Source organism: Pseudomonas sp. LRF_L74 (assembly GCF_965644255.1).
Taxonomy (GTDB): domain Bacteria; phylum Pseudomonadota; class Gammaproteobacteria; order Pseudomonadales; family Pseudomonadaceae; genus Aquipseudomonas.
In genome coordinates this window covers 25,245-48,115 of the sequence record NZ_CBFFRH010000002.1, presented here as the reverse complement: position 1 = coordinate 48,115, position 22,871 = coordinate 25,245, and the positions used below count along the sequence as shown (strand labels likewise).

The following is a 22,871-nucleotide window of genomic DNA, read 5'->3' as shown; positions in this document are numbered from 1 at the left end:
AGAGTGCATGAATTCCCTGTAGCAAATTAGGCGTAACAACCGTCAGGAGAATATAAATGCCAACAATAAAACGTCCTCGCCTGTTCGCCCTCGCCCCATTGGCCCTGGCCACCTGCCTGCTCGGCGTGAGCCTGCCGATGAATGCCCTGGCCCATGGCGGCGCAGCCGAGATGGTGCCGCTGAAATCGACCCTGGAAGCATTCGGCGCCACGGTGAAGTGGGACGACTACGCCAACGTCTTCACCATCGTCAAGGACGGGGCCTACGTGAAGGTCAAGCCGGGCGTGCCGGTCGCCGTGCTCAACGGCAAGCGCATCGAACTCAGCGTACCGATGGTGATGCGTGGCGACACCGCCTGGGTCGGCAAGGCGTTCATCAACGAGGTGTTCCAGTCCGGCCTCGACCGCACCTTCGCCATCGAGCAGCGCCCTCACCCGCTCAACCCGCTGAATGCCGAGGAAATCGCCGCAGCCGTCGAGATCCTCAAGCAGTCTGGCGAATACCGACCGGATTTCCGTTTTACCGAAATATCCCTGCACCGTCCGGACAAGGCCGAGGTGTGGAACTTCGTCACCGCTGCCAAGCCGTTCGGCGGCGACCGCCAGGCCAATGTCACCGTGCTCGACGGCAAGCACCTGTTCGAAGGCCTGGTCGACCTGAAGAGCCGCAAGCTGGTGTCCTGGAAACCTGTCGAAGGCTCCCACGGCATGATCCTGCTGGATGACTTCGGCGCCGTGCAGAAAGCCATCGAAAGCAGCGCCGAATACGCCCAGGCCCTGGCCAAGCGCAATATCAATGACGTGACCAAGGTGGTCACCACGCCGCTGACCGTCGGCTACTTCGACGGCAAGGATGGCCTGCAGCACGACAAGCGTCTGCTCAAGGTGGTCTCCTACCTCAACACCGGCGACGGCAACTACTGGGCACACCCCATCGAGAACCTGGTGGCGGTGGTCGATCTGGAACAACAGAAGGTGATCAAGATCGAGGACGCCGGTGTCATTCCGGTGCCCATGCAGCCGCGCGCCTATGATGGCCGCGATCGTCAGGCCGCCAGCCACAAGCCGCTGGAAATCACCGAGCCGCTGGGCAAGAACTACACCATCAGCGGCAACAGCATCCATTGGCAGAACTGGGACTTCCACCTGAGCATGGACTCGCGCGTGGGCCTGACCCTGTCCACGGTGACCTACGACGATCACGGCAAGAAACGCAAGGTCATGTACCAGGGCAACCTCGGCGGCATGATCGTGCCGTACGGCGACCCGGACGTAGGCTGGTACTTCAAGGCCTACCTGGATTCCGGCGAATACGGCATGGGCACCCTCACCTCGCCCATCGCCCGTGGCACCGACGCGCCGGACAATGCCGTCCTGCTGGACGCCACCATCGCCGACTTCACCGGCACGCCGACCACCATCCCGCGCGCCTTCGCCGTGTTCGAGCGCTACGCAGGGCCGGAGTACAAGCACCAGGAAATGGGCCAGGACAACGTCAGCACCCAGCGCCGCGAACTGGTGATCCGCTGGATCAGCACCGTCGGCAACTACGACTACATCTTCGACTGGGTCCTGCACGAGAACGGCACCCTCGGCATCAACGCCGGCGCCACCGGCATCGAGGCGGTGAAAGGCGTCGCCAGCCGCACCATGCACGACCACAGCGCCAAGGAAGACACCCGCTACGGCACCCTGCTCGACCACAACATCGTCGGCACCACCCACCAGCACATCTATAACTTCCGCCTGGACCTGGACGTCGACGGCGAGAACAACAGCCTCACCGAGGTCGATCCGGTGATCGCCAGGAACGAGCGTGGCGGACCGCGCACCAGCACCATGCAGACCGAGACCCATATCGTCACCCACGAGAAGCAAGCCGCGCAGAAGTTCGATCCGTCGACCATCCGCCTGCTGAGCAACTCGAGCAAGGAAAACCGCGTCGGCAACCCGGTTTCCTACCAGCTCATCCCCTATGCCGGCGGCACCCATCCGGTGGCCAAGGGCGCCAATTTCGCCAAGGACGAGTGGCTGTACAACCGCCTGAACTTCATGGACAAGCAGATCTGGGTGACCCGTTACGATGCCAAGGAACAGCACCCGGAAGGTCGCTACCCGAACCGCTCCGACAAGGACACCGGCCTGGGCCAGTTCGTCGCCGACGACCAGAACATCGAGAACACCGATGTGGTGGTCTGGCTGACCACCGGCACCACCCACGTCGCCCGCGCCGAAGAGTGGCCGATCATGCCGACCGAATGGGTCTACACCCTGCTCAAGCCATGGAACTTCTTCGACGAGACGCCGACCCTGCGCAAGCCTGAGTGAGCCTTTGGGACTGTTGACGCCTCAAGGTTTCAGGGCGATCGATATGAGGTAGAAACGGACGTTTCGATACACCGTCATTCCCGCGAAGGCGGGAATCCAGAAGACTCTAAGCATTTGGATTCCCGCCTTCGCGGGAATGACGGGCGTATTTCTGATCATTCTTCCCAGCCTACGACATGCCCCGCTTCCTTAATTCAGCGCCCCGGGATGCCGTATTTAATAGAAATGTCTATTATTACGCCTCGAAATCACGGGAAGCAGTCCACGCATGACATCCACCAAGAAGCGCCTCAGCCGCTACAACCCGGCCAGCGAAGACTTCCACAAGGAAGAATTCCCGTTCTACTGGCTCGCTCGTGTCTATGGTCGCTACACCATGGGCATGGAAAAACTGCTGAAGAAGATCGACCTCGACATCCCCCGCTGGCGCGTTCTCAACATCCTGTTCGAGAACAAGGAAGCGAGCATCTCGGAAATCTCCGAGCACGCCATCGCCAAGCTCTCGACCGTGACCAAGATCGTCTACCGCATGAAGGACGACGGCCTGGTGGAAACCCGCCCCTGCGAGCAGGACGGTCGCGTCACCCAGGTGTCGATCACGGAAAAGGGCCGCCAGGCCTTCTTCGCCATGCATGACATCACCGACGAGCTGTTCCACAAGAGTTTCCAGGGGCTGACCGAAGCCCAGGTGCGCAAGCTCAATCAGGTATTGGCAAAAGTCTTCGACAATCTGCCGGAAAGCTGAGCCACAAACGCCTCCCTGATGACGTGCGCCAAACGCGAACGTCCATCGCAGAGCCTTTCCCTACGCCGCCTCACGCCGACTCATGTCCTTCCTGCGACAGGTCGGCGTACGCCTCTTGCATAATGTGTATTCTGGTATACCATAATATCGAACATTCACTCAGAGGCAGGTGTCATGGGTTTCGAAATTCGCAAGATCGTCAGCTACCGCGAAACAACCTTCATCGAAGGCGGCAAAGCCACCGACAAACCGGTGACCATGGTCGGCCTGGCCGTGGTGATCAAGAACCCGTGGGTCGGCCAGGGCTTCGTCGAGAACCTCAAGCCGGAAATCAAGGCCAACTGCTCCGACCTCGGCGCGCTGATGGTCGAACGCCTGATCGCCGACATCGGCGGCGCAGAGAAGATCGAAGCCTACGGTAAAGCCGCCGTGGTCGGTGCCGACGGCGAGATCGAACACGCCTCGGCGGTGATCCACACCCTGCGCTTCGGCAACCACTACCGGGAAGCGGTCAAGGCCAAGAGCTACCTGAGCTTCACCAACAAGCGCGGTGGCCCGGGCACGTCGATCCAGATCCCGATGATGCACAAGGACGACGAAGGCCTGCGCTCGCACTACATCACCCTGGAAATGCAGATCGAAGACGCCCCGCGCGCCGACGAGATCGTCGTGGTCCTGGGCGCCGCCGACGGCGGCCGCCTGCACCCGCGTATCGGCAACCGCTACATCGATCTGGAAGAACTGGCCGCCGAGAAGGCCCAGTAAGCAGGAGCACGCCCATGATTCGACCTACTGTCGAACGCACTCCGGCAGGTACCAGCTACCTGTCGACCGGTCAGGGACAGCCCGTCGTGCTGATCCATGGCGTTGGCTTGAACAAGGAAATGTGGGGCGGCCAGATCGTCGGCCTGTCGCAGCGCTTCCGCGTCATCGCCTACGACATGCTCGGCCACGGCGCCAGCCCACGGCCTCATCCGGACACCGGCCTGGCCGGTTATGCCGAGCAACTGAACGAATTGCTCGATCACCTGCAGTTGCCAAGTGCGATCGTCATCGGCTTTTCCATGGGCGGGCTGGTAGCCCGGGCCTTCGCCCTGCACTACCCGCAGCGCATCTCCGCACTGGTGGTGCTCAACAGCGTGTTCAATCGCAGCCCCGAACAGCGTGCCGGCGTCATCGCCCGCACCGCCCAGGCTGCCGAGCATGGCCCCGATGCCAATGCCGAGGCGGCGCTGTCGCGCTGGTTCAGCCGTGAATACCAGGCAGCCAACCCGGCGCAGATCGATGCCATCCGCCAGACCCTGGCCGGCAACGACGCGCAGGGCTACCTGACCACCTACAGCCTGTTCGCCACCCAGGACATGTACCGGGCCGACGAACTGCCGAACATCCAGGTGCCGACCCTGATCGCCACCGGCGAGCTGGACCCCGGCTCGACCCCGGAAATGGCCAAGCAACTGGCCAACTGCATTCCTGGCGCCAAGGTCGCCGTGCTTGCCGAACAACGGCATATGATGCCGGTGGAATCGCCGCGCCTGGTCAACCAGGTGCTGCTCGACTTCCTCGACCACGCCGTCGCCCTACAGGACAAGACCAAGGGGATCGTCGCATGACCCTAGAACGCTATCGCATGTGCATCGACGGCCAATGGGTCGATGCCCGCTCCGGCAAGACTTTCGAGAGCCTGGACCCGTCCCGCGCCCTAGCCTGGGCCGAGCTGCCCGATGCCGATGCCACCGACGTGGACCTCGCCGTGCAGGCCGCGCAACGTGCCTTCGACAACCCGGCCTGGCGCAACCTCAGCGCCACCGCGCGCGGCAAGCTGCTGCGCCGCCTCGGCGACCTGATCGCCGAGAACAAGGAAGCCCTGGCCCAGTTGGAAAGCCGCGACAACGGCAAGCTGATCCGCGAGACCCGTGGCCAGGTCGGTTACCTGCCCGAGTTCTTCCACTATACCGCCGGCCTGGCCGACAAGCTCGAAGGCGGCACCCTGCCCCTCGACAAGCCGGAGATGTTCGCCTACACCACCCACGAGCCGATTGGCGTGGTCGCCGGCATCATCCCGTGGAACAGCCCGCTGTACCTGACCGCGATCAAACTGGCTCCGGCCCTGGCCGCCGGCAACACCATCGTGCTCAAGCCGTCCGAACACGCCTCGGCGACCATCCTCGAACTGGCGCGCCTGGCCCTGGAAGCCGGCTTCCCGGCTGGCGTGGTCAACGTGGTCACCGGCTACGGGCCAAGCACCGGCGCCGCGCTGACCAGCCATCCGCTGGTGCGCAAGATCGCCTTCACCGGCGGTGCCGCCACCGCGCGCCACGTGGTCCGTGCCAGTGCCGAGAACTTCGCCAAGCTGTCGCTGGAACTGGGCGGCAAGTCGCCGAACATCATCTTCGCCGACGCCGACCTGGACAGCGCCATCAACGGCGTGGTCGCGGGTATCTACGCGGCCTCCGGGCAGAGCTGCGTCGCCGGCTCGCGCCTGCTGGTCCAGGACTCGATCTACGACGAGTTCGTCGAGCGCCTGGTCGAACGCGCCAAGCGCATCCGCATCGGCAACCCGCAGGACGAGCAGAGCGAAATGGGCCCGATGGCCACCGCCCAGCAACTGGCCGTGGTCGAGCGCCTGGTCGCCACCGCCGTCGGCGAGGGCGCCAAGCTGCGCCTCGGCGGCAAGCGCCCGAACGTGGACAGCGAAGGCTGGTACTACGAGCCGACCCTGTTCGAGTGCGACAGCCACTCGATGACCATCATGCAGGAAGAAGTGTTCGGCCCGGTCGCCTCGGTGATCCGCTTCAAGGACGAGAGCGAAGCGCTGGCCATGGCCAACGACTCGCAATTCGGCCTCGCCGCCGGCATCTGGACCCGCGACCTCGGCCGCGCCCATCGCATGGCCAAGGGCGTGCGCTCCGGCATCATCTGGGTCAACACTTACCGTGCCGTGTCTGCCATGGCGCCCATCGGTGGCTTTGGCCAGAGCGGCTACGGCCGTGAGAGCGGCATCGACTCGGTGCTGGCCTATACCGAGCTGAAGACCGTCTGGATCAACCTGTCCCAGGCGCCGATGCCCGACCCGTTCGTGATGAGGTAGTCGAAATGATCGAACCCGGCCTGTACAAATCCGTGATGGGCGCCTTTCCGTCTGGCGTCACCATCATCACCACCCTGGACAAGGACGGCGGCATCGTCGGCATTACCGCCAGCGCCTTCAGCGCGCTGTCGATCGAGCCGGCGCTGGTGCTGTTCTGCCCGAACTACGCTTCCGACTCCTACCCGGTGCTGCGCGAAAGCAAGCGCTTCGCCATCCACCTGCTCTCCGCCGATCAGCAGAAGGAAGCCTATGCCTTCGCCGGCAAGGGCAAGGACAAGGCCGCCGGTATCGAGTGGACCCTCAGCGAGCTGGGCAACCCGCTGCTGGGCAAGGCCAGCGCGATCATCGAATGCGAGCTGTGGCGTGAATACGACGGTGGCGACCACGCCATCGTCGTCGGCGAGGTGAAGAACCTGATCCTCCCCGAGGTGCCGCCGGTGCCGATGATCTATCACCGTGGCAAGCTCGGCGCCCTGCCGGAACTGGCCTGAACGCCCTGCCCGCACAGCCGTCACCCTTTTCGGTCGCGTATCTCCTTGGTCGCGGCCTTTTTTTCAGCACTCGCCGACTCGACGCCGACGGCCTGATTACGGTATTCCATCCGACACGGGCTCGTACGACCATATCCGTCAAGCTCTACGCCAGGCCACCGATGGCTATCGCTTCGCGATACACCATCCTATAAAACAGCGGCTTCTGCCTCACAACAGCCACTCACCCGTCCGGGAGAACGAACATGAGCAACGACAAATACGCCAGAGGCCTGGAGATTCGTACCCAGGTGCTGGGCGAGGCCTATGTGAAGAAATCGATCGACAACGCCGACGACTTCAACAAGCCGCTGCAGGAACTGGTCACCGAGTATTGCTGGGGCCACGTCTGGGGACGGGAAGGCTTGTCGCTGCAAGAACGCAGCATGATAAACTTGGCCATGATTTCGGCCCTTAATCGCCCCCACGAACTGAAACTGCACATTCGCGGTGCACTGCGCAACGGCCTGAGCCGTGAGCAGATCCGGGAAATCCTCCTGCAGGTCGGCATCTATTGCGGTGTTCCCGCTGCCGTCGACAGTTTTCGGATCGCTCGTGAAGCCTTCGCCGAGGCAGACAGCGAGCGCGATCAAGGCTGAAACCCAGGCGTGTGCGATGGCCCCGGCCGTTGCTGTGCCGTCAGCCCATAACCATTAGATCCGAGCACACCGACCATGAAACGCCAGCCCCTCGACGACAGCTTCAAGGTTAATCGCAACCCCGTGACCTTGCGGGAGATCGTGCTCGACAAGTTGCGCAGCGCGATCATGAACTTCCAGCTGTTGCCGGGTGATCGCCTGGTCGAACGCGACCTGTGCGATCGCCTGGGCGTGAGCCGCACCTCGGTGCGCGAGGCCCTGCGTCACCTGGAATCCGAGGGACTGGTCGAGTTCGCCGACGCCAAAGGGCCACGGGTGGCGATCATCACCCTGGAAGACGCCGCCGACATCTACGAGCTGCGTTGCGTGCTCGAAGGCATGATCGTCCAGTTGTTCACCCTGCGCGCCAAGGCCAAGGACATCCGCGCCCTGGAGCGCGCCCTGGAAAACAACCGCAAGACCCTCGAAGAAGGCGAACTGGCCCAGGTGCTGGAGTCGGTGCAGGACTTCTACGACGTGTTGCTGGAAGGCTGCGGCAACCATATCGCCGCCACCCAGTTGCGCCAGTTGCAGGCGCGCATCAGCTACCTGCGCGCCACCTCGGTGTCGCAGACCAACCGTCGCGGCAAGAGCAACGCGGAAATGGAACGCATCGTCGACGCGATCAAGAGCGGCGATGCCCAGGCTGCGCACAAGGCCTCGGTGGATCACGTCCGCGCCGCCGCCGCGGTCGCCCTCGACTACCTCAAGGCCAAGCAGGACGACGGCAAGGTGCGCGATATCGTCGCCCCTATCGCGCTGCAAGAGCCGCGCATCGGCCACTGACCATGCCCAGGCCGCGCTTCTGTTGCCAATGCGCTGGCACGCTGAGTCTCCAGCGGCCACCGGGCGACACCCACGAGCGTCTGGTCTGCCAGAGCTGCGGTTATATCCGCTACGAAAACCCGAAGATCATCAGCGGCTGTATCATCGAACGCGACGGCCGCTACCTGCTCTGCCAGCGCGGTATCGCGCCGCGCATCGGCACCTGGACCCTGCCCGCCGGCTTCATGGAGAACGGCGAGACCACCGAGCAGGCGGCGCTGCGCGAAGTCTGGGAAGAAACCGGCGTGCGCGCCGAGATCGTCAGCCCCTACTCGATCTTCAGCGTGCCGGCGATCAGCGAGGTGTACATCGTCTTTCGCGCCATCGCCCTGGAAGACACCGGCCGATACGGCCCGGAAACCATGGACTGCCGTTTCTTCGCACCCGAGGAGATTCCCTGGGAACAAATCTACTACCCGGCAATCCGGCAGATCCTCGAGCGCTACATCGCCGAACGCCGGGCGGGCAGCTACGGCATCTACATCGGCAGTGATGACAGCGGCACGATTCATTTCATCCGCTGACACCGCCAATGCTATGGTGCCGTCAATCCTCAATGACCGATCGCTTGCCATGCCGGAACCGTCGAACCCGCCATTCACCTTGTTGATCCTGGTCTTTCCCCATTTCAACCTGGCTGCGACCACGGCCTTCATCGATCCTTTCCGCGCCGCCAACTACCTCAGCGGGCAAACACTCTTTCACTGGGAAATCGCCTCGACCGACGGCGGCAACATCGTCGCCAGCAATGCCATGGAGATCAGTACCCATGCGCTGGCAGAGATCGAAGACGTGCCCAACCTGGTAATGGTTTCCGCCAGTTGGGCGCCCGAATCCCACAACAGCCCGGCCCTGCACAGCGCATTGCGGGCCTGGGCCAGGGCAGGCAGCACCCTGGGCGCCCTCGACACCGGGACCTTCATCCTGGCCGAGGCCGGGCTGCTCAAGGGCAAGCGGGCCACCGGGCACTACGAACATATCGATGCATTACGCGAACTGTATCCGGACGTGGATATCCGTGAGGACCTGTTCATCTTCGACGACAAGCGCATTACCTGCTGTGGCGGCGGCGCATCGACCGACGTGGGCCTGCACATGATCCGCGACCTGCATGGCGATACCCTCGCCAGCGAGACCGCACGCTACCTGTTCCACCAGTACCTGCGCCCCGCTGGCGCCCAGCAGAATCCGGAAACCCCGCAACCGCTGGGCAATACGGTCCCCGACCTGGTCAAACAGGCGATCAGGCTGATGGAGGGACACCTTGAAGACGCCATCAGCATTCCGGATATCTGTACGCGAATCGGGATTTCCCAGCGCCAGCTGGATCGACTGTTCCAGCAGATCGTGCAGAAGAGCCCGACCGCCTACTACCGCGATATCCGCCTGGACCGGGCGCGAGGACTGGTCACCCAGACCGACCTGTCGCTGACGGAAATCGCCATCGCCTGCGGTTTCGCCAACCAGTCGCATTTCAGCCGCATCTACCGTGAGCGCTTCGACCTGACGCCACGTCGTGATCGCCAGGAAGGACGGATTCCCTTCGAATTCCGTGCCTGGCCGATGCACCAGATCGTGCCGCGCAAGAATGAGCGCGCAACCTGACGGTCCAACCGCCTAGCGAGTCGCCTTAGGCGAAGCGATATCCATCGGAAGACGCCTAGTGGCTCGCGGAGCCCCTATGGCGTGCCGCAGGTCAGGACTCCAACAGCTCGAGCCGCTCGCGGATCACATCGACCAGTTTGTCTGGCTGGAACTTGGAGAGGAAGTTGTCACAACCGACCTTCTTCACCATCGCCTCGTTGAAGCTGCCCGACAGCGAGGTATGCAGCACCACGTACAAATCACGCAAGCGCGGATCGTTACGGATTTCAGTGGTCAGCCGGTAGCCATCCATTTCCGGCATTTCGGCATCGGTAAAGATCATCAGCAGCTTGTCGGTCATCACCTCGCCACTGTCCGCCCACTTCTTCAGTAGATTCAGGGCCCTCAGGCCATCGCTGGCCATATGCAGCTTGATCCCGAGCTGAGTCAGGGTTTCGCGCAACTGCGACAAGGCCACGCTCGAATCGTCCACCAACAGCACTTCCCTGCCGCTGGCCTTGGTCAGCAGAGGGTCGGCCAGCTTCTCGTCGGAAACCTTGGTGCTCATTGGCGTGATCTCGGCGAGCACCTTTTCCACGTCGATCACCTCGACGATCTGGTCATCCACGCGAGTGATGGCCGTCAGATAGTGCTGGCGACCGGCACCGCCTGGAGGTGGCTGGATCGACTCCCAGTTGAGGTTGATGATGCGATCCACATTACCGACCAGGAACGCCTGCACCGAGCGGTTGTACTCGGTGACGATGATGGTGCTGTTCTCGTTCGGCGTCAGCGGGCGCATGCCGATGGCCTGGGACAGGTCGATCACCGGCAGGGTCTGCCCACGCAGGTTGACCACCCCGCAGACGAACGGATGCCGGTGTGGCATCAGGGTCAGCCGTGGCAATTGCAGCACTTCCTGCACCTTGAACACGTTGATCGCGAACAACTGGCGTCCGACCAGACGGAACATGAGGATTTCCAGGCGGTTCTCACCCACCAGTTGGGTACGCTGGTTCACTGAATCGAGAATACCGGCCATGAATGCGCGCTCCTGAAAGTCTGTGACGAGTCTAGCTGCTATATCGGCCACCGATCGGCCCACTTGATGGCATGGCCACGCGCCATCATGCCTGAGGCATCCCGCCCTCGCCAGAGCGATTCAAGCGATCAGCGCAGACCCCTTCGGCAAGTGGACACGCAGCGCCGCCGGCCGAGCCTCGAAACGCAGGCAACGGTTTTTGAGCGGCTCGCCATCGAGGTTGATGTCCAGCCGCTCATCCGCCTCGACCTCCAGCCAAGGCAGGCGCGCGCTCACCGACACCGCCTCGACGCCGCGCATGCCGCCAGAAAGCAGCGTGCCCAGGGTGCCAACCATATCCTGCGGTGCCGGAACGATGCAGACATCCAGCAAGCCATCGTTGATCAACGCCTTTGGACACAGCGCGTGACCGCCGCCGGCCTGGCGTCCGTTACCGATCCCCAGCGCGAGGAACTCACCTTCCCAACTGAAGCCGGGCCCCTTGAACCGCCCGAATGCCGAGTGCACCTCGGCGAAGCGACTCAACCCGGTCAGCAGGTAAGCCACACTACCGAGCAGTTTCTTCAACTCCTCCGGGGTATTGGCGGTGATCTTCGAACCGAAGCCACCGGTGGCCATGTTCAGGAACAACTGCCCATCCACGGCTCCCAGATCGACCGGCACCGGCTCGATGTCCAGCAGTGCCAGGGACTCCAGCGGCGTCACGGGGATACCTGCCGCAGTCGCGAAGTCATTGGCGGTGCCGAGCGGCATCAGCACCAGGCTGGCATCGCTATTCGCCAGGGCCAAAGCCTCTGCCACCTCGCGCAATGTGCCGTCGCCACCGCCGGCGACCAGCGTGCGGTAACCCGCCGCAAGCGCCTCTCCCACCAGCCGGGCGGCATCGCCGCCTTCCCAGGTGACGCGTACCGCGAGGTCCCATCCCGCATCGCGGTGCGCCTCTACGGCGGCCCGTACCTCATCGTTCGCAGCCTGCTTGCCATGCAGGATCAACAGTGCCTTGCGCCCTTCCATTCCGACCTCCGCGCCTCTGTCACCCCAGTACTTCGCTCAGGGGAATGAAGCTCAGACTATCGCCTTCGGACAAGGTGCGATTCTCGGGAATGACCGCCAGCCCTTCGGCCCAGGAGGCGCTACGCAGAACACCGGAGCTCTGGTTCGGGTACAGCACAACCCGACCTTCCTGCAAACGCGCGCGCAGATATTCACGACGCTTGCCTGCCTTGCTCCAGGCGAATCCTGCCGGGACTTGTACGCTCAGCGGAGCGACCTTCTCAACTCCCAGCCGGCGCAGCAGATAGGCTCGCGCCAACAGGCCGAAGGTCACCAGCGTCGAGGCCGGATTACCCGGCAGGCCGATCACCGGCACACCCGCATAGCAGCCAAAGGTCAGTGGCTTGCCTGGCTTGATCGCCAGCTTCCATAAAGTCAGCTCACCCTCGTCCCGCAGAACCTGGCCAAGAAAATCCGCCTCGCCGACGGACACCCCGCCAGTCGACAGGATCAGGTCGACATCGCCGAGGCCCGCCAATGCATCCCGGGTGCCCTGCAGGTCATCGGCAAGAATGCCGGCATCGCGAACCTCGCAGCCCAAGCGCTGCAACCAGGCACAGAGCAGGCTGCGATTACTGTTGTAGATCTGGCCGGGGCCAAGGGCCGCGCCGGGCTCGACCAGTTCATCCCCCGTGGAGAGCACCGCCACCAGGGGTTTACGCCGTAGTGTCAGTTGCGCCTGGCCAAGCGAGGCGGCGACCCCCAGCTCAACCGGCCCCAGGCGTGTGCCCGCGCTCAGCACAACCTCGCCTCGCTGGGTCTCCTGACCTTGCGGGCGGATATTCTGCCGCGCCGACAGCGGCTGGAGAAAGCGCACGCGTCCATCGTCCAATAGCTCTACGTTCTCTTGCATTTCCACACAATCGGCACCCTCGGGGATCGGTGCCCCCGTGAAGATGCGTGCGCAAGTGCCGGGCTGCAGTGCCATTGGTGCCTGCCCGGCCAGGATACGCTGGCTGACCGGCAACGGCTGCGCGCCGTCGGCGACGCGCAAGGCGTAGCCATCCATGGCGCTGTTCGGCCAGGGAGGCAGGTCCAATGGCGCGGCCAAGTCGACGGCAAGCACTCGCCCATCGGCTTCGGCCAACGAGACACACTCGGTCTCCGCGATACGCGTGGCATCGGCATGGGCCAACAGCCGTTCGAGCGCCTCCTCGACCGGCAATAAACCGCCCGCCATCAGCCGCGGCTCCCACAGGGAGCGGCAGCTTTCAAGTGCGGAACGAAATTGCAGGGCCGATATCGATTGTCCAACTGCTCGGCAAGAATGCCGTCCCATCCGGTGCGGCAGGCATTGGTAGAACCCGGCAGGCAGCACACCAACGTGCCATTGCTCAGGCCGGCCAGGGCACGCGACTGCACGGTCGAGGTGCCGATATCGGCTAGCGAAATCTGCCGGAACAGCTCACCGAAACCATCGACCTGCTTGTCCAGCAGGCAGGCAACCGCCTCTGGCGTGCTGTCCCGCCCGGTGAAACCAGTGCCACCGGTGACCAGCACCACTTGCACGACCTCTTCGGCGATCCAGGTGGCGACCTGGGCGCGGATCTTGTAGAGATCATCCTTGAGCAACACGCGTGCCGCCAGGTTGTGACCGGCCGCGAGCAGGCGGTCGACCAGCAACTGGCCGGAGGTATCGGTGTCCTGGGTGCGGGTGTCACTGACAGTCAGCACGGCAATGTTGAGCGGCACGAAAACCGCCTCGGCCTTGGAACTCATGGGGCAGTCCAGTTGTGATGGAAACAGGTGGGGTGTTATATCACACGGCACATGACGAGTTTTTCCATGACCGCATCAGCCGCCCTGCTGCCCTGCTCCATCCTTATTCTCGCCGGCGGGCGCGGCCAGCGCATGGGTGGTCGAGACAAAGGGCTGGTCGAGTGGCGTGGCAAGCCGCTGATCGAACACATCCACGACGTGGCACGCCCGCTTACCGATGACCTGATCATCTCGTGCAACCGCAACGCCGAACGCTACACTCGTTATGCGGATCATCTGGTCAGCGACCCCCAGGATGATTTTCCCGGCCCTCTCGCCGGTATCATCGCCGGCCTGCGGCAGGCTCGCCATGCTCATGTGCTCATCCTGCCCTGCGACGCGCCGCTGATCGATCGCAGCCTGTTGATGGATATGCTGCGGCGCGCTGCCGAATGTGGCGAAAAGCCGCTGATGCTACGCCAGGGCGGTCAATGGGAGCCGCTGTTTTCCGTCGTCCCCAAGACCTCGCTGGGCCTGCTCGAAGAAGCCTGGGCCGTCGGCGAACGCAGCCCACGCCGCGCCTTGCTTGAGTGCGATATCCAGGCATTGGACTACCCAGGAAATGATCGGCGCCTGGCTAATCTGAACAGCCAGGAGTTGTTGAACGGTATTTCGTAGCGCCAACCCAAGTCGCTGGGCAGGTCGAACACAGCGACTTTGAATAGCCAATTCGACCGGTACGGCACGAGACTGGCTCCTGAGAAGATAACAGGAGCGGCAGCATCGGCAATCAGGTCATGGAATTGAAGGCATGGGTTGTCGGTGATTCTCAGGCCATTTCACTCCAAGCAGAATCCCCGCGGGCAACCACAACAACACCCAGTACGGACTAGGCCGATGGAAAATGGCATAGACATCCGACACCATCGCCACCATGGCGAAGACCAAAAGTCCGAGCGCCAGTAACGCCAAGGGAGTATGCCGGCAACGCCAGCCCTTCCACAGCAGGCTCCCCATGAATGCCAGGAACAATACAAGCCCAATCACGCCGTACTCATACCAGAGTTGCAAATAAAGACTGTGGGCATGATTGAAAGTACGCCCTGCCTGACGCGTCCCTTCAGGGAAGGTGAACATCAGCTCAGCCCCTGCGCCACTCCCCCATAACCAGAAACTTGGCAAATGCTGCAACCAGTTATGCCAGATAAACTCCCGGTCCGTTACACCAATCCTGCGTTCATTCTGTATCTCCGGCCAGAACCAATATGTAGCAACAGCCAGCAAAACCAAGCCAATAACCAGAAATACATAAGCCTTGCGATTGGAAAAGAGCAGCAAGAGAACAAAACTGCCAGCCGCCACAGAGAACCAGGCACCACGCGAGAACGTCAGCAGCACATACAGAAGCAGACCGACCAAAGCCAGCGCCAACATCGACGTGCGCGCTGCCGTCATGCGCCAAGCAAGAAAGAACCAGGTAATCATCACTACAAATATGCCGTAATACAGCCCGGCAATGATGGGATGATTCAGATCTGCCAGCCCCTTCCAACCCAACTCGCGCAAACGCACAGAACCACTACGTAGAATCCGATATTCAAACGGGCGATCCAGCACCACAAACTGGTAATAGAGCGTCAGACAGGCAAACAACACGGCAACCAGCGCTGCCGCAATCAGAATGACTTGGAAACGCCGAGGGCTAGCAACCAAGCGCGCGACGGCAAAGACATACAGGCCTAGTAGCAGAACGACCTTCAGCCAGTAACCCAACGACTTCCCACTACCGGGATGCAAGACAGCAATGAGCAGCACCCAGGCCATCAGCACTAGGAAACAATATGCCGGCAACTGACGCCACAAGCTCAAGGCAAGACGATCCCAAATCAGCAATATGAGCGCCGGCACGAACAGCAGCAGGTAAACCTGCGTGGCATAACGGCTGCCGTCGGAATTGAACAGCAGACCTGCCAACTGTACGAACAACCCTATCGACATCCATACCAGCAAGACCGGCTCCATACGGACTCGCTTCAACGCCTCCAGACCTACCTCCAGTTGCCGAAACAAGGATACCTCCTCTTGTAGAGCGAATTTATTGACTATGTATCCGTTATATATTGATGTTCGACTTGGTTTGCGTAGGAGCGGCCGGACTGCGTACCGCTTTAGCCGCAAATTTCACGGATGAATCCGTTCCTACAGGACGAGCAACAGCTAACGCGGACACAGCCCAAAAACAAAGCCCGGCAGACACGCCGGGCCTATGAGCAGCAACCAAAACACGTAATCAGTAGGCTGTCTTGCCTACGAAGCCTTTGAAGATCGTCCAGAAAATGATCTTGATATCCAACCACAACGACCAGTTGTCGATATAGTAAAGATCGCACTCCACACGCTTCTGCATCTTTTCCAAGGTATCCGTTTCGCCCCGGTAACCATTGACTTGGGCCCAGCCGGTGATGCCCGGCTTGACCTTATGCCGCTGCATGTAGGACTCGACCAGATCCTTGTAGTACTCATTGTGTGCCAACGCATGGGGGCGCGGCCCGACGATGGACATACGCCCCTGCAGCACGTTGAAAAACTGTGGCAACTCATCGAGGCTGGTACGACGCAAGAACTCACCGATGCGTGTTATCCGTGGATCATGCCGCGTGGCCTGGGTAACCTCGCCTCCATGCTCCTGGTGCACCACCATCGAACGAAACTTGTAAACCTTGAACTTTCGCCCATTGACTCCAGTACGGTATTGCTTGAACACCACCGGTCCCGGCGAAGACAGCTTGATGGCGATCGCGATCGCCAGGCATACCGGCAGAATCAACAACATAATGAGCCCGCCGATCACGATGTCCTCGATACGCTTGAGCAAACGGGCCAGGCCATCCATGGGGCTACAACTGAGGTCCAGCGAGTAAAGCCCAGCAATATTGCTGACCTTGTGGTTGAGCAACGGCAGGTCGCCCCACTCAGGAATGAAACGCACCGCTACCGTATGGTGACGCAACGCATACATCACCGACTTGATCACCGCCCCCTCGGCCAAGGTCAGGCACAGCCAGACTTCATGCACGCCTTGTTCGTCCACTGTATCGACCAGGCACTCCATCCAGCTCTCATGCCTACTGAACGACAAGGTTCTAGCGATCCGAAAACCATCCTCATCCAAAGAGCGCCCGTTGCTAAGGAGATGAGCAACGCTACCACCAGAATCGACCAACAAAACCGTTTTCAAATTCCGCCCAGATGACCGCACCTGACGCAGAAGGAGGAATACCAGCAAACGGAACAGGACACAGAACGCGCAACCAATAAGCACGAAATAGGCGAACCACTGCCGAGAGTATTCTTCCGAGATCTTGAGAAAGAAGGCGATGGACAGCAACACACTAATGGCAGCCAACCAGCCCAGGCAGACACCCCATACCTGGTTGACGAACGATTTGCCACGCCAGGAACCATAGAGACCGCTAGCCCATAGGCTGACCATCACGACCAAGGCACAGAACATAGCGGCGGACAGGTAACGGTTGGCCAGTTGCAGACTATCGAAGCGCCACCAATGGGCAATATAAACCGCTGCCGCCACCAGCACGAAGTCCAGCATCGCGGCCAACATGGCCACGGGATAGCGCTCGGCGAAGGTAGGCTGGTAGCGTGATTGAAAAGGCATGACGTGCTCCGTGTCATGTGGATTTTGGCCATGCCAGATATCAGGCGTGGGGCAGTTCGATGAAAAACGCCACCATTACGAGGAAATGGCAGCGCCTGGCCAATACCAGTTGAGGCTCGCGGTTGTGGGCGCGAATTTATTTGCGAATGGATTAGATTCATTCACGAATAAATCTGCTCCCACAAAGGCCGTGATAGGACTGAGAATCAACACTTAACACATACATAGCCAATAAATTCGCTCCTGCACGATTGAGGCGGCTGATGACCATGCGTTTAAACGCTTAATTGACTGGCATTAGACATCTGTTGGTGCGCCAGTTTAACACTGTGGGAAGCAAAAGTTGACCACCTCGACAAAGCCCTCAACACGGCCGATGATCGCCTGGTTGGAGGGCGCCTCTTCAGGCTTCGACTTCTCCAGCATAAAGGAGGCCATGACCATTAGGCTCTGCCGTATTTATCCTCGAAGCGCACGATATCGTCTTCACCCAAATACGAGCCTGACTGCACTTCAATCAGCTCCAACGGAATAACACCAGGATTCTCCAAGGAGTGAACTTGTCCAATAGGGATATAGGTCGATTGGTTTTCAGTCACCAAATACGTCTTGTCTCCGTTGATCACCTTTGCGGTGCCGCTGACCACGATCCAGTGTTCTGCACGGTGGTGATGCATTTGCACCGAGAGTTTTGCACCAGGGTTGACCGTGATGCGTTTGACCTGATAGCGATGGCCATTGTCCACTGAGTCGTACACCCCCCATGGCCGATACACTTCACGATGGTTCGCGTGCTCGTGCCGCTGTCCTTTTTTCAACTGCTCGACGATCTTCTTCACATCTTGCACTTGGCTCTTGTGCGCCACCAGCACTGCATCCTTGGTTTCTACGATTACCAGATCCTCCACCCCCACAGCAGCCACTAGGCGGTGATCTGCGTGTATATAGCTGTTGCAAGAACGCTCGCTTAACACATCGCCTTTGAACACATTGCCGTCGGTATCCTTTGCACTTACATCCCACAATGCCGACCAAGAACCGATATCACTCCATCCCGCATCCAGCGACACCACCACCGCCTCGGAGGTTCGTTCCATCACTGCATAGTCAATCGAATTCTCGGGGCAAGCTGCAAAGGCTTCGGCATCGACACGGGTAAAGTGCATATCCTGGCTACCGCCCGCTAGGGCCTCGCGACAGGCTGCAGCAATCGCCGGCTGGAAACGCTCAAGCTCTTCTAGATAACGACTGGCACGAAACATGAACATGCCGCTATTCCAGAAGTAGTCCCCGCTGATCAGGTATTCGGTCGCCGTTTTAAGGTCAGGCTTCTCGACGAAGCGGCTCACCGCAAATCCATCACCAACATCAGCCCCCTTCTCGATGTAGCCATAGCCAGTTTCGGGATGGGTCGGAACAATGCCGAACGTCACTAACTTGCCGGAGCGGGCCAATGGCAGAGCGGCCTGTATGCTGGAATGAAAGGTCGCGACATCCTGAATCAAGTGATCGGCCGCCAAAACAAGAAGTATTGGGTCTTCCACTCCGCTACTGGCCTGTAATGCCGCTAGAGCAATTGCCGGCGCTGTATTGCGTGCTACCGGCTCGAGTAGAATATTGGCCTTTTCCATGTCCAACTGCCGCAGTTGCTCGGCAGCTAGGAAACGATGTTCCTCGTTACATATCAGGAGAGGCGGGGCGATATCCAGCGCCTGCAATCGAAGGATAGTAGCCTGCAGCATGGAAAGCTCACTATCAGCTAAAGGCAAAAACTGTTTGGGACTGAGCTGGCGGGACAGCGGCCACAGACGTGAACCAGAGCCACCAGCCATAATTACTGGAAACAACATCTTGGTCATCCTTATTCATTATTCAACGTAACGCTTTCAGATAGACACGAGTGTTCTCATGAATCTCGGTGCTATCTTGCATTTCAGTGGTTTTCCACCAACGGTAACAACCATGCTGGTCAGGCGGAGGTGTCAACACATGGTCATCCGACACGAGCAATTGATACCCGAGCACCACATAATGGGTACCCGTATCTATCTCGTCACAACCAAACACAGTGTCCAGATAGAAGTGCTCATACACATCTAGCAAACGTGCCTGGCTGCGCTCGAACACCTGCCCAAGCTCTGTTCTGGTCAATCGGATAAACGCAGCATCCAGGGTCTCGTTCTTCAGGATTCGCCCACCGGGCACAAACCAATAGCCTTTAGCCGGCCGGTTCAAGCGCTGACCAAGCAGGATTTCCCCCTTGTTGTTGCACACCACTAAATCGATGGACACCAAAGGCGTCGACGCAAGTACGGTTCGGAAATCTTCATGAGTGAGCCACATAGGCTAAATCTCTGCCAAAAACCGCGCCAATATCTTATCTTTTTCGAGATATTCATCTGCATAGCCACTGGCAACCGAGTTTTTTCCCGGCACAGATAGCGATGCTTCAATGCCCTCGACCAAGGCATCAACCGACTCAGGTTCGACTCGTACGGCAATCCCCGGGAACTCAGCACAGAGCAGCCCCAGGCTTGTCTCGGGATCAGCAGTAATCACCGCATTCCCCCCAACAGCCAGAATGTTGGTAAGTTTGGAAGGTAACACCGCATCCGCTGCGCCCCGTTTCTGGATAACCAAATGACAGTCGGCAGAGGCGAGCAAGACTGGTAAATCCTCATAAGGCTGCAAGGGTGCAAAAACTACATTATTCAAACCTTTTTGCTGCGCTAAATTCAAAAGTCGAGCCTTGCCAGCCCCTTCACCAACAATCAGGAAAACCAAATCTGTCCGTGTGGATAGGCGCTCAGCCGCCTCCATCACTCCTTCGAGCCCCTGCTTCTCACCAATATTGCCCGAGTAGAGCAATATCCGTTTGCTGGGATCAACACCGAGACGAGCAAGCAAGGCATCACTTCGGGGCACATTCTGAAATCGAGAAGTTTCCGACCAGTTAGGGAAAAAGCGTAGTCGCGCCTCGGCAATACCTTTCTCCTCGGCTCGACGCAGCATACCGCTGGAGATGGTTGAGACACGATCGAAAGCCCGTAAAACGGTCCGTTCAATAGCGAATGCAAAACGCTTCAGGCTATTGCTTTGTGCAATACCAAGGCCGAATAACGCGTCTACCTCATAGTCCTGGATATGCAGCACAGATTTGGCACCAGTGAGTTTCGCTAACAGCAAGGCTTGCGGTGCGCAGAACAAGGTTGGAACGACCAGCACCAGCAAATCGGGCTTCCAGCGCAACTGCGCCAGTACCGCCCACGACGACGACAGGGAAAAGCTGGCCAGATGCAACAGCCGCTTCAACGCAGTGGGCTTGCTTGGCACATAAAGGGGGCAGCGAATGACCGTCACGCCCTCTTCTTGCCGCTTGCTGAAACGCCAGGAAGAATAGCCTTGTCGAATCTTCCAGTCCGGGTAGTAAGGAGGAGCCGTCACCATCCGCACATCATGCCCTTTCTCGGCCAACCAACGCGCCATTTCCCCACTGTACTTGCCGATACCTGTCAACTCAGGGCTGTAATTGATGCCATAGAGCAGGATCTTCATCAGCTGGTCCGCGCCTGCTCTACGTTACCTACATACCAGTTGTAAGCGTCGCGCAATCCGTCCTCCAGGCTAATGCTGGCTTGCCATCCGAGCGCCTTGAGGCGCGAGACATCCATCAACTTTCGGGGTGCCCCATCCGGCTTGGTCGCATCGAAACCCAAGCGTCCGGTAAAACCGGTGACCTTGGCGATGGTTTCGGCCAATTCGCGGATAGTGCAATCCGCCCCGCTACCCACATTGATATGGGAAAGCATCGGCTGGGTATTGGCCCGGTAGCTATCGTCATCCAGTTCCATGACATGAACGCTGGCTGCAGCCATATCGTCAACATGCAAAAACTCACGCAGTGGCTTGCCACTCCCCCAAATCACTACCTCCTCATCCCCCCGCTGAGTGGCCTCATGGAAACGCCGCAACAGTGCGGGAATCACATGGCTGTTTTCCGGGTGGTAGTTGTCATGCGGGCCGTAGAGATTGGTTGGCATCACACTGCGATAATCACGGCCATATTGGCGATTGTAACTTTCGCACAGTTTAATCCCGGCAATCTTGGCAATGGCGTAAGGCTCATTGGTCGGCTCAAGGATACCCGTGAGCAACGCCTCCTCCTTCATCGGTTGCTCCGCATGCTTGGGGTAGATGCAGGAGGAGCCGAGAAACAGTAGCCTCTGTACGCCGGCCAGATGTGCCGCCTGAACGATATTGGCCTCGATCATCAGGTTTTCGTAGATGAAATCCGCCGGATAGGTATTGTTGGCATGAATACCACCGACCTTCGCAGCCGCCAGGTACACCTGGTGGATGGAGTTGGCCTGGAAAAACGTCCGCACAGCGGCCTGGTCGAGCAAATTCAACTGGTCGCGACCAGCAGTCAGAATTTTCCCATAACCCAGCGCCCGGAGGCGGCGAACGATGGCCGAGCCGACCATCCCGCGATGGCCGGCAACGAAGATGGTCTGATCCAGATCACGCACCACGATTAATTCTCCACCGATACCGGTACATCATGACCATGCTGCTTCAGCAGGGCATGGCGTTGAGCCACCTTGAGGTCTTCACGGACCATCTCGGCACACATCTCCTGCACGGTAATTTCCGGCACCCAGCCCAACTTGGCCTTGGCCTTGGCAGGCTCGCCCAACAGCGTTTCGACCTCGGCCGGGCGGAAATAGCGCGGGTCGACTCGTACGATGACGTCGCCGGCCTTGAGTGCGGGCGCCTTGTCACCGTCGACACTCTCGACAATGGCCTGCTCATCGATGCCCTGGCCTTCGAAACGCAGACTGACACCCAATTCGGCGGCTGACCAACGAATGAACTCACGCACCGAATACTGCACACCGGTCGCGATCACGAAATCCTCAGGCACCTCTTGCTGCAGCATCATCCACTGCATGCGCACGTAGTCCTTGGCATGCCCCCAGTCGCGCAGCGCATCCATATTGCCCATATACAGGCATTGCTCAAGCCCCTGCGCGATATTGGCCAAGCCACGAGTAATCTTTCGAGTCACAAAGGTTTCGCCGCGACGCGGCGACTCGTGGTTGAACAAAATGCCATTGCAAGCATACATACCATAGGCTTCGCGGTAGTTTACCGTGATCCAGTAGGCATAGAGCTTGGCCACCGCATAGGGCGAACGCGGGTAGAACGGCGTGGTCTCCTTTTGCGGGATTTCCTGCACCAGGCCATAGAGTTCGGAGGTGGATGCCTGGTAGAAACGGGTCTTCTTCTCCAGACCAAGCAGTCGGATCGCTTCCAGGATACGCAATGTCCCCATGGCATCCACATCGGCGGTGTATTCCGGAGACTCGAAACTCACCGCCACATGGGATTGAGCCCCCAGATTGTACACTTCGTCCGGTTGAATCTCCTGGATGATGCGCGTCAGGTTGGAAGAGTCGGTCAGGTCGCCGTAATGCAGGACAAAATTGCGGTTATCGACATGCGGGTCCTGATAGATATGATCCACTCGCTGGGTATTGAAAGAAGAGGCGCGGCGCTTGATACCGTGTACCTCATATCCTTTTTCCAGCAGGAGTTCAGCCAGGTAGGAGCCGTCCTGCCCAGTTATGCCAGTTATTAGTGCTACTTTTTTAGAGTTCAT

Annotated in this window: 22 protein-coding genes; 11 read left to right on the top strand and 11 right to left on the bottom strand. The window is 59.8% G+C overall.

Translation table 11 applies throughout. From position 1 onward, the window contains the following. Positions 1 to 56: 56 nt before the first annotated feature. The 10 genes from tynA (at position 57) to ACSZPK_RS05050 (ending at position 9,761) form a co-directional block, all read left to right on the top strand. Positions 57 to 2,327: a primary-amine oxidase gene (tynA, locus tag ACSZPK_RS05095; protein WP_437880335.1), complete on the top strand. Its 2,271-nt coding sequence runs from the start codon at positions 57 to 59 to the stop codon at positions 2,325 to 2,327. A 268-nt stretch (positions 2,328 to 2,595) separates the two neighbouring features. Further along, on the top strand, positions 2,596 to 3,072 hold the full coding sequence (locus tag ACSZPK_RS05090; RefSeq protein WP_437880334.1) for a MarR family winged helix-turn-helix transcriptional regulator: 477 nt from the start codon (positions 2,596 to 2,598) through the stop codon (positions 3,070 to 3,072). 174 nt (positions 3,073 to 3,246) lie between these two features. Beyond that, positions 3,247 to 3,837 carry an amino acid synthesis family protein gene (locus ACSZPK_RS05085; RefSeq protein WP_437880333.1) on the top strand — a complete coding sequence of 197 codons (591 nt, stop codon included), beginning with the start codon at positions 3,247 to 3,249 and terminating at the stop codon, positions 3,835 to 3,837. Between the two features lie 14 nt (positions 3,838 to 3,851). Next, positions 3,852 to 4,685 (top strand): alpha/beta fold hydrolase, encoded by an 834-nt coding sequence (locus ACSZPK_RS05080; RefSeq protein ID WP_437880332.1) that lies wholly within the window; start codon positions 3,852 to 3,854, stop codon positions 4,683 to 4,685. Beyond that, positions 4,682 to 6,163 (top strand): aldehyde dehydrogenase, encoded by a 1,482-nt coding sequence (locus tag ACSZPK_RS05075; RefSeq protein ID WP_437880331.1) that lies wholly within the window; start codon positions 4,682 to 4,684, stop codon positions 6,161 to 6,163. Before ACSZPK_RS05080 ends, ACSZPK_RS05075 begins: the two co-directional genes overlap by 4 nt. A 5-nt stretch (positions 6,164 to 6,168) precedes the next feature. Beyond that, positions 6,169 to 6,654, top strand: a complete 486-nt coding sequence (locus ACSZPK_RS05070) for a flavin reductase family protein (protein ID WP_437880330.1) — start codon at positions 6,169 to 6,171, stop codon at positions 6,652 to 6,654. 245 nt (positions 6,655 to 6,899) lie between these two features. Beyond that, positions 6,900 to 7,292 (top strand): carboxymuconolactone decarboxylase family protein, encoded by a 393-nt coding sequence (locus tag ACSZPK_RS05065; protein WP_437880329.1) that lies wholly within the window; start codon positions 6,900 to 6,902, stop codon positions 7,290 to 7,292. Positions 7,293 to 7,367: 75 nt separating this feature from the next. Further along, entirely contained in the window at positions 7,368 to 8,117 is a 750-nt protein-coding gene (locus ACSZPK_RS05060) for a GntR family transcriptional regulator (RefSeq protein WP_437880328.1), read from the top strand. Positions 8,118 to 8,119: 2 nt separating this feature from the next. Continuing rightward, positions 8,120 to 8,680, top strand: coding sequence for an NUDIX hydrolase (locus ACSZPK_RS05055; protein WP_437880327.1), 561 nt, complete (start codon positions 8,120 to 8,122; stop codon positions 8,678 to 8,680). A 49-nt stretch (positions 8,681 to 8,729) separates the two neighbouring features. Next, positions 8,730 to 9,761, top strand: coding sequence for a GlxA family transcriptional regulator (locus tag ACSZPK_RS05050; RefSeq protein ID WP_437880326.1), 1,032 nt, complete (start codon positions 8,730 to 8,732; stop codon positions 9,759 to 9,761). Between the two features lie 91 nt (positions 9,762 to 9,852). Here the strand turns inward: ACSZPK_RS05050 and ACSZPK_RS05045 are convergent, their stop codons facing one another. The 4 genes from ACSZPK_RS05045 to moaB all read right to left on the bottom strand — a co-directional run bounded on the left by ACSZPK_RS05045 (position 9,853) and on the right by moaB (position 13,554). Continuing rightward, on the bottom strand, positions 9,853 to 10,782 hold the full coding sequence (locus ACSZPK_RS05045; protein ID WP_437880325.1) for a chemotaxis protein CheV: 930 nt from the start codon (positions 10,780 to 10,782) through the stop codon (positions 9,853 to 9,855). 120 nt (positions 10,783 to 10,902) lie between these two features. Beyond that, on the bottom strand, positions 10,903 to 11,796 hold the full coding sequence (gene yegS / locus ACSZPK_RS05040) for a lipid kinase YegS (protein ID WP_437880324.1): 894 nt from the start codon (positions 11,794 to 11,796) through the stop codon (positions 10,903 to 10,905). A gap of 19 nt (positions 11,797 to 11,815) precedes the next feature. Continuing rightward, positions 11,816 to 13,015 carry a molybdopterin molybdotransferase MoeA gene (locus ACSZPK_RS05035; protein ID WP_437880323.1) on the bottom strand — a complete coding sequence of 400 codons (1,200 nt, stop codon included), beginning with the start codon at positions 13,013 to 13,015 and terminating at the stop codon, positions 11,816 to 11,818. Next, positions 13,015 to 13,554, bottom strand: a complete 540-nt coding sequence (gene moaB / locus ACSZPK_RS05030) for a molybdenum cofactor biosynthesis protein B (protein ID WP_437880322.1) — start codon at positions 13,552 to 13,554, stop codon at positions 13,015 to 13,017. The genes ACSZPK_RS05035 and moaB overlap by 1 nt, the downstream gene beginning before the upstream one ends. A gap of 66 nt (positions 13,555 to 13,620) precedes the next feature. On the opposite strand from moaB, the gene mobA reads away from it, so the two are divergent. After that, the gene (mobA, locus tag ACSZPK_RS05025) at positions 13,621 to 14,211 is read left to right on the top strand and encodes a molybdenum cofactor guanylyltransferase MobA (protein ID WP_437880321.1); all 591 of its coding nucleotides are present in this window, start codon (positions 13,621 to 13,623) and stop codon (positions 14,209 to 14,211) included. A 117-nt stretch (positions 14,212 to 14,328) separates the two neighbouring features. On the opposite strand, the gene ACSZPK_RS05020 is transcribed toward mobA, so the two are convergent. The 7 genes from ACSZPK_RS05020 to gmd form a co-directional block, all read right to left on the bottom strand. Beyond that, positions 14,329 to 15,603 (bottom strand): O-antigen ligase family protein, encoded by a 1,275-nt coding sequence (locus ACSZPK_RS05020; protein WP_437880320.1) that lies wholly within the window; start codon positions 15,601 to 15,603, stop codon positions 14,329 to 14,331. Positions 15,604 to 15,823: 220 nt separating this feature from the next. Beyond that, positions 15,824 to 17,209 (bottom strand): undecaprenyl-phosphate glucose phosphotransferase, encoded by a 1,386-nt coding sequence (locus tag ACSZPK_RS05015; RefSeq protein WP_437880319.1) that lies wholly within the window; start codon positions 17,207 to 17,209, stop codon positions 15,824 to 15,826. A gap of 443 nt (positions 17,210 to 17,652) precedes the next feature. Further along, the gene (locus ACSZPK_RS05010; RefSeq protein ID WP_437880990.1) at positions 17,653 to 19,059 is read right to left on the bottom strand and encodes a mannose-1-phosphate guanylyltransferase/mannose-6-phosphate isomerase; all 1,407 of its coding nucleotides are present in this window, start codon (positions 19,057 to 19,059) and stop codon (positions 17,653 to 17,655) included. Positions 19,060 to 19,081: 22 nt separating this feature from the next. Further along, positions 19,082 to 19,552 (bottom strand): GDP-mannose mannosyl hydrolase, encoded by a 471-nt coding sequence (locus tag ACSZPK_RS05005; RefSeq protein ID WP_437880318.1) that lies wholly within the window; start codon positions 19,550 to 19,552, stop codon positions 19,082 to 19,084. Positions 19,553 to 19,555: 3 nt separating this feature from the next. Continuing rightward, positions 19,556 to 20,764 (bottom strand): glycosyltransferase WbuB, encoded by a 1,209-nt coding sequence (locus ACSZPK_RS05000; protein WP_437880317.1) that lies wholly within the window; start codon positions 20,762 to 20,764, stop codon positions 19,556 to 19,558. Next, the gene (gene fcl, locus ACSZPK_RS04995; RefSeq protein WP_437880316.1) at positions 20,764 to 21,741 is read right to left on the bottom strand and encodes a GDP-L-fucose synthase; all 978 of its coding nucleotides are present in this window, start codon (positions 21,739 to 21,741) and stop codon (positions 20,764 to 20,766) included. Before fcl ends, ACSZPK_RS05000 begins: the two co-directional genes overlap by 1 nt. 2 nt (positions 21,742 to 21,743) lie before the next feature. Beyond that, positions 21,744 to 22,871: a GDP-mannose 4,6-dehydratase gene (gene gmd / locus ACSZPK_RS04990; protein ID WP_437880315.1), complete on the bottom strand. Its 1,128-nt coding sequence runs from the start codon at positions 22,869 to 22,871 to the stop codon at positions 21,744 to 21,746.

What these genes read in the sequence shown, in the direction of transcription:
- moaB (WP_437880322.1), bottom strand. Translation starts at nt 13,554, where the DNA reads ATGAGTTCCAAGGCCGAGGCGGTTTTCGTGCCGCTCAACATTGCCGTG.
- ACSZPK_RS05005 (WP_437880318.1), bottom strand. Translation starts at nt 19,552, where the DNA reads ATGTGGCTCACTCATGAAGATTTCCGAACCGTACTTGCGTCGACGCCT.
- ACSZPK_RS05010 (WP_437880990.1), bottom strand. Translation starts at nt 19,059, where the DNA reads ATGTTGTTTCCAGTAATTATGGCTGGTGGCTCTGGTTCACGTCTGTGG.
- ACSZPK_RS05075 (WP_437880331.1), top strand. Translation starts at nt 4,682, where the DNA reads ATGACCCTAGAACGCTATCGCATGTGCATCGACGGCCAATGGGTCGAT.
- tynA (WP_437880335.1), top strand. Translation starts at nt 57, where the DNA reads ATGCCAACAATAAAACGTCCTCGCCTGTTCGCCCTCGCCCCATTGGCC.
- ACSZPK_RS05000 (WP_437880317.1), bottom strand. Translation starts at nt 20,764, where the DNA reads ATGAAGATCCTGCTCTATGGCATCAATTACAGCCCTGAGTTGACAGGT.
- ACSZPK_RS05015 (WP_437880319.1), bottom strand. Translation starts at nt 17,209, where the DNA reads ATGCCTTTTCAATCACGCTACCAGCCTACCTTCGCCGAGCGCTATCCC.
- ACSZPK_RS05055 (WP_437880327.1), top strand. Translation starts at nt 8,120, where the DNA reads ATGCCCAGGCCGCGCTTCTGTTGCCAATGCGCTGGCACGCTGAGTCTC.
- ACSZPK_RS05065 (WP_437880329.1), top strand. Translation starts at nt 6,900, where the DNA reads ATGAGCAACGACAAATACGCCAGAGGCCTGGAGATTCGTACCCAGGTG.
- mobA (WP_437880321.1), top strand. Translation starts at nt 13,621, where the DNA reads ATGACCGCATCAGCCGCCCTGCTGCCCTGCTCCATCCTTATTCTCGCC.
- ACSZPK_RS05085 (WP_437880333.1), top strand. Translation starts at nt 3,247, where the DNA reads ATGGGTTTCGAAATTCGCAAGATCGTCAGCTACCGCGAAACAACCTTC.
- ACSZPK_RS05045 (WP_437880325.1), bottom strand. Translation starts at nt 10,782, where the DNA reads ATGGCCGGTATTCTCGATTCAGTGAACCAGCGTACCCAACTGGTGGGT.
- ACSZPK_RS05090 (WP_437880334.1), top strand. Translation starts at nt 2,596, where the DNA reads ATGACATCCACCAAGAAGCGCCTCAGCCGCTACAACCCGGCCAGCGAA.
- ACSZPK_RS05070 (WP_437880330.1), top strand. Translation starts at nt 6,169, where the DNA reads ATGATCGAACCCGGCCTGTACAAATCCGTGATGGGCGCCTTTCCGTCT.
- ACSZPK_RS05050 (WP_437880326.1), top strand. Translation starts at nt 8,730, where the DNA reads ATGCCGGAACCGTCGAACCCGCCATTCACCTTGTTGATCCTGGTCTTT.
- ACSZPK_RS05035 (WP_437880323.1), bottom strand. Translation starts at nt 13,015, where the DNA reads ATGGCGGGCGGTTTATTGCCGGTCGAGGAGGCGCTCGAACGGCTGTTG.
- ACSZPK_RS05080 (WP_437880332.1), top strand. Translation starts at nt 3,852, where the DNA reads ATGATTCGACCTACTGTCGAACGCACTCCGGCAGGTACCAGCTACCTG.
- yegS (WP_437880324.1), bottom strand. Translation starts at nt 11,796, where the DNA reads ATGGAAGGGCGCAAGGCACTGTTGATCCTGCATGGCAAGCAGGCTGCG.
- ACSZPK_RS05060 (WP_437880328.1), top strand. Translation starts at nt 7,368, where the DNA reads ATGAAACGCCAGCCCCTCGACGACAGCTTCAAGGTTAATCGCAACCCC.
- gmd (WP_437880315.1), bottom strand. Translation starts at nt 22,871, where the DNA reads ATGAACTCTAAAAAAGTAGCACTAATAACTGGCATAACTGGGCAGGAC.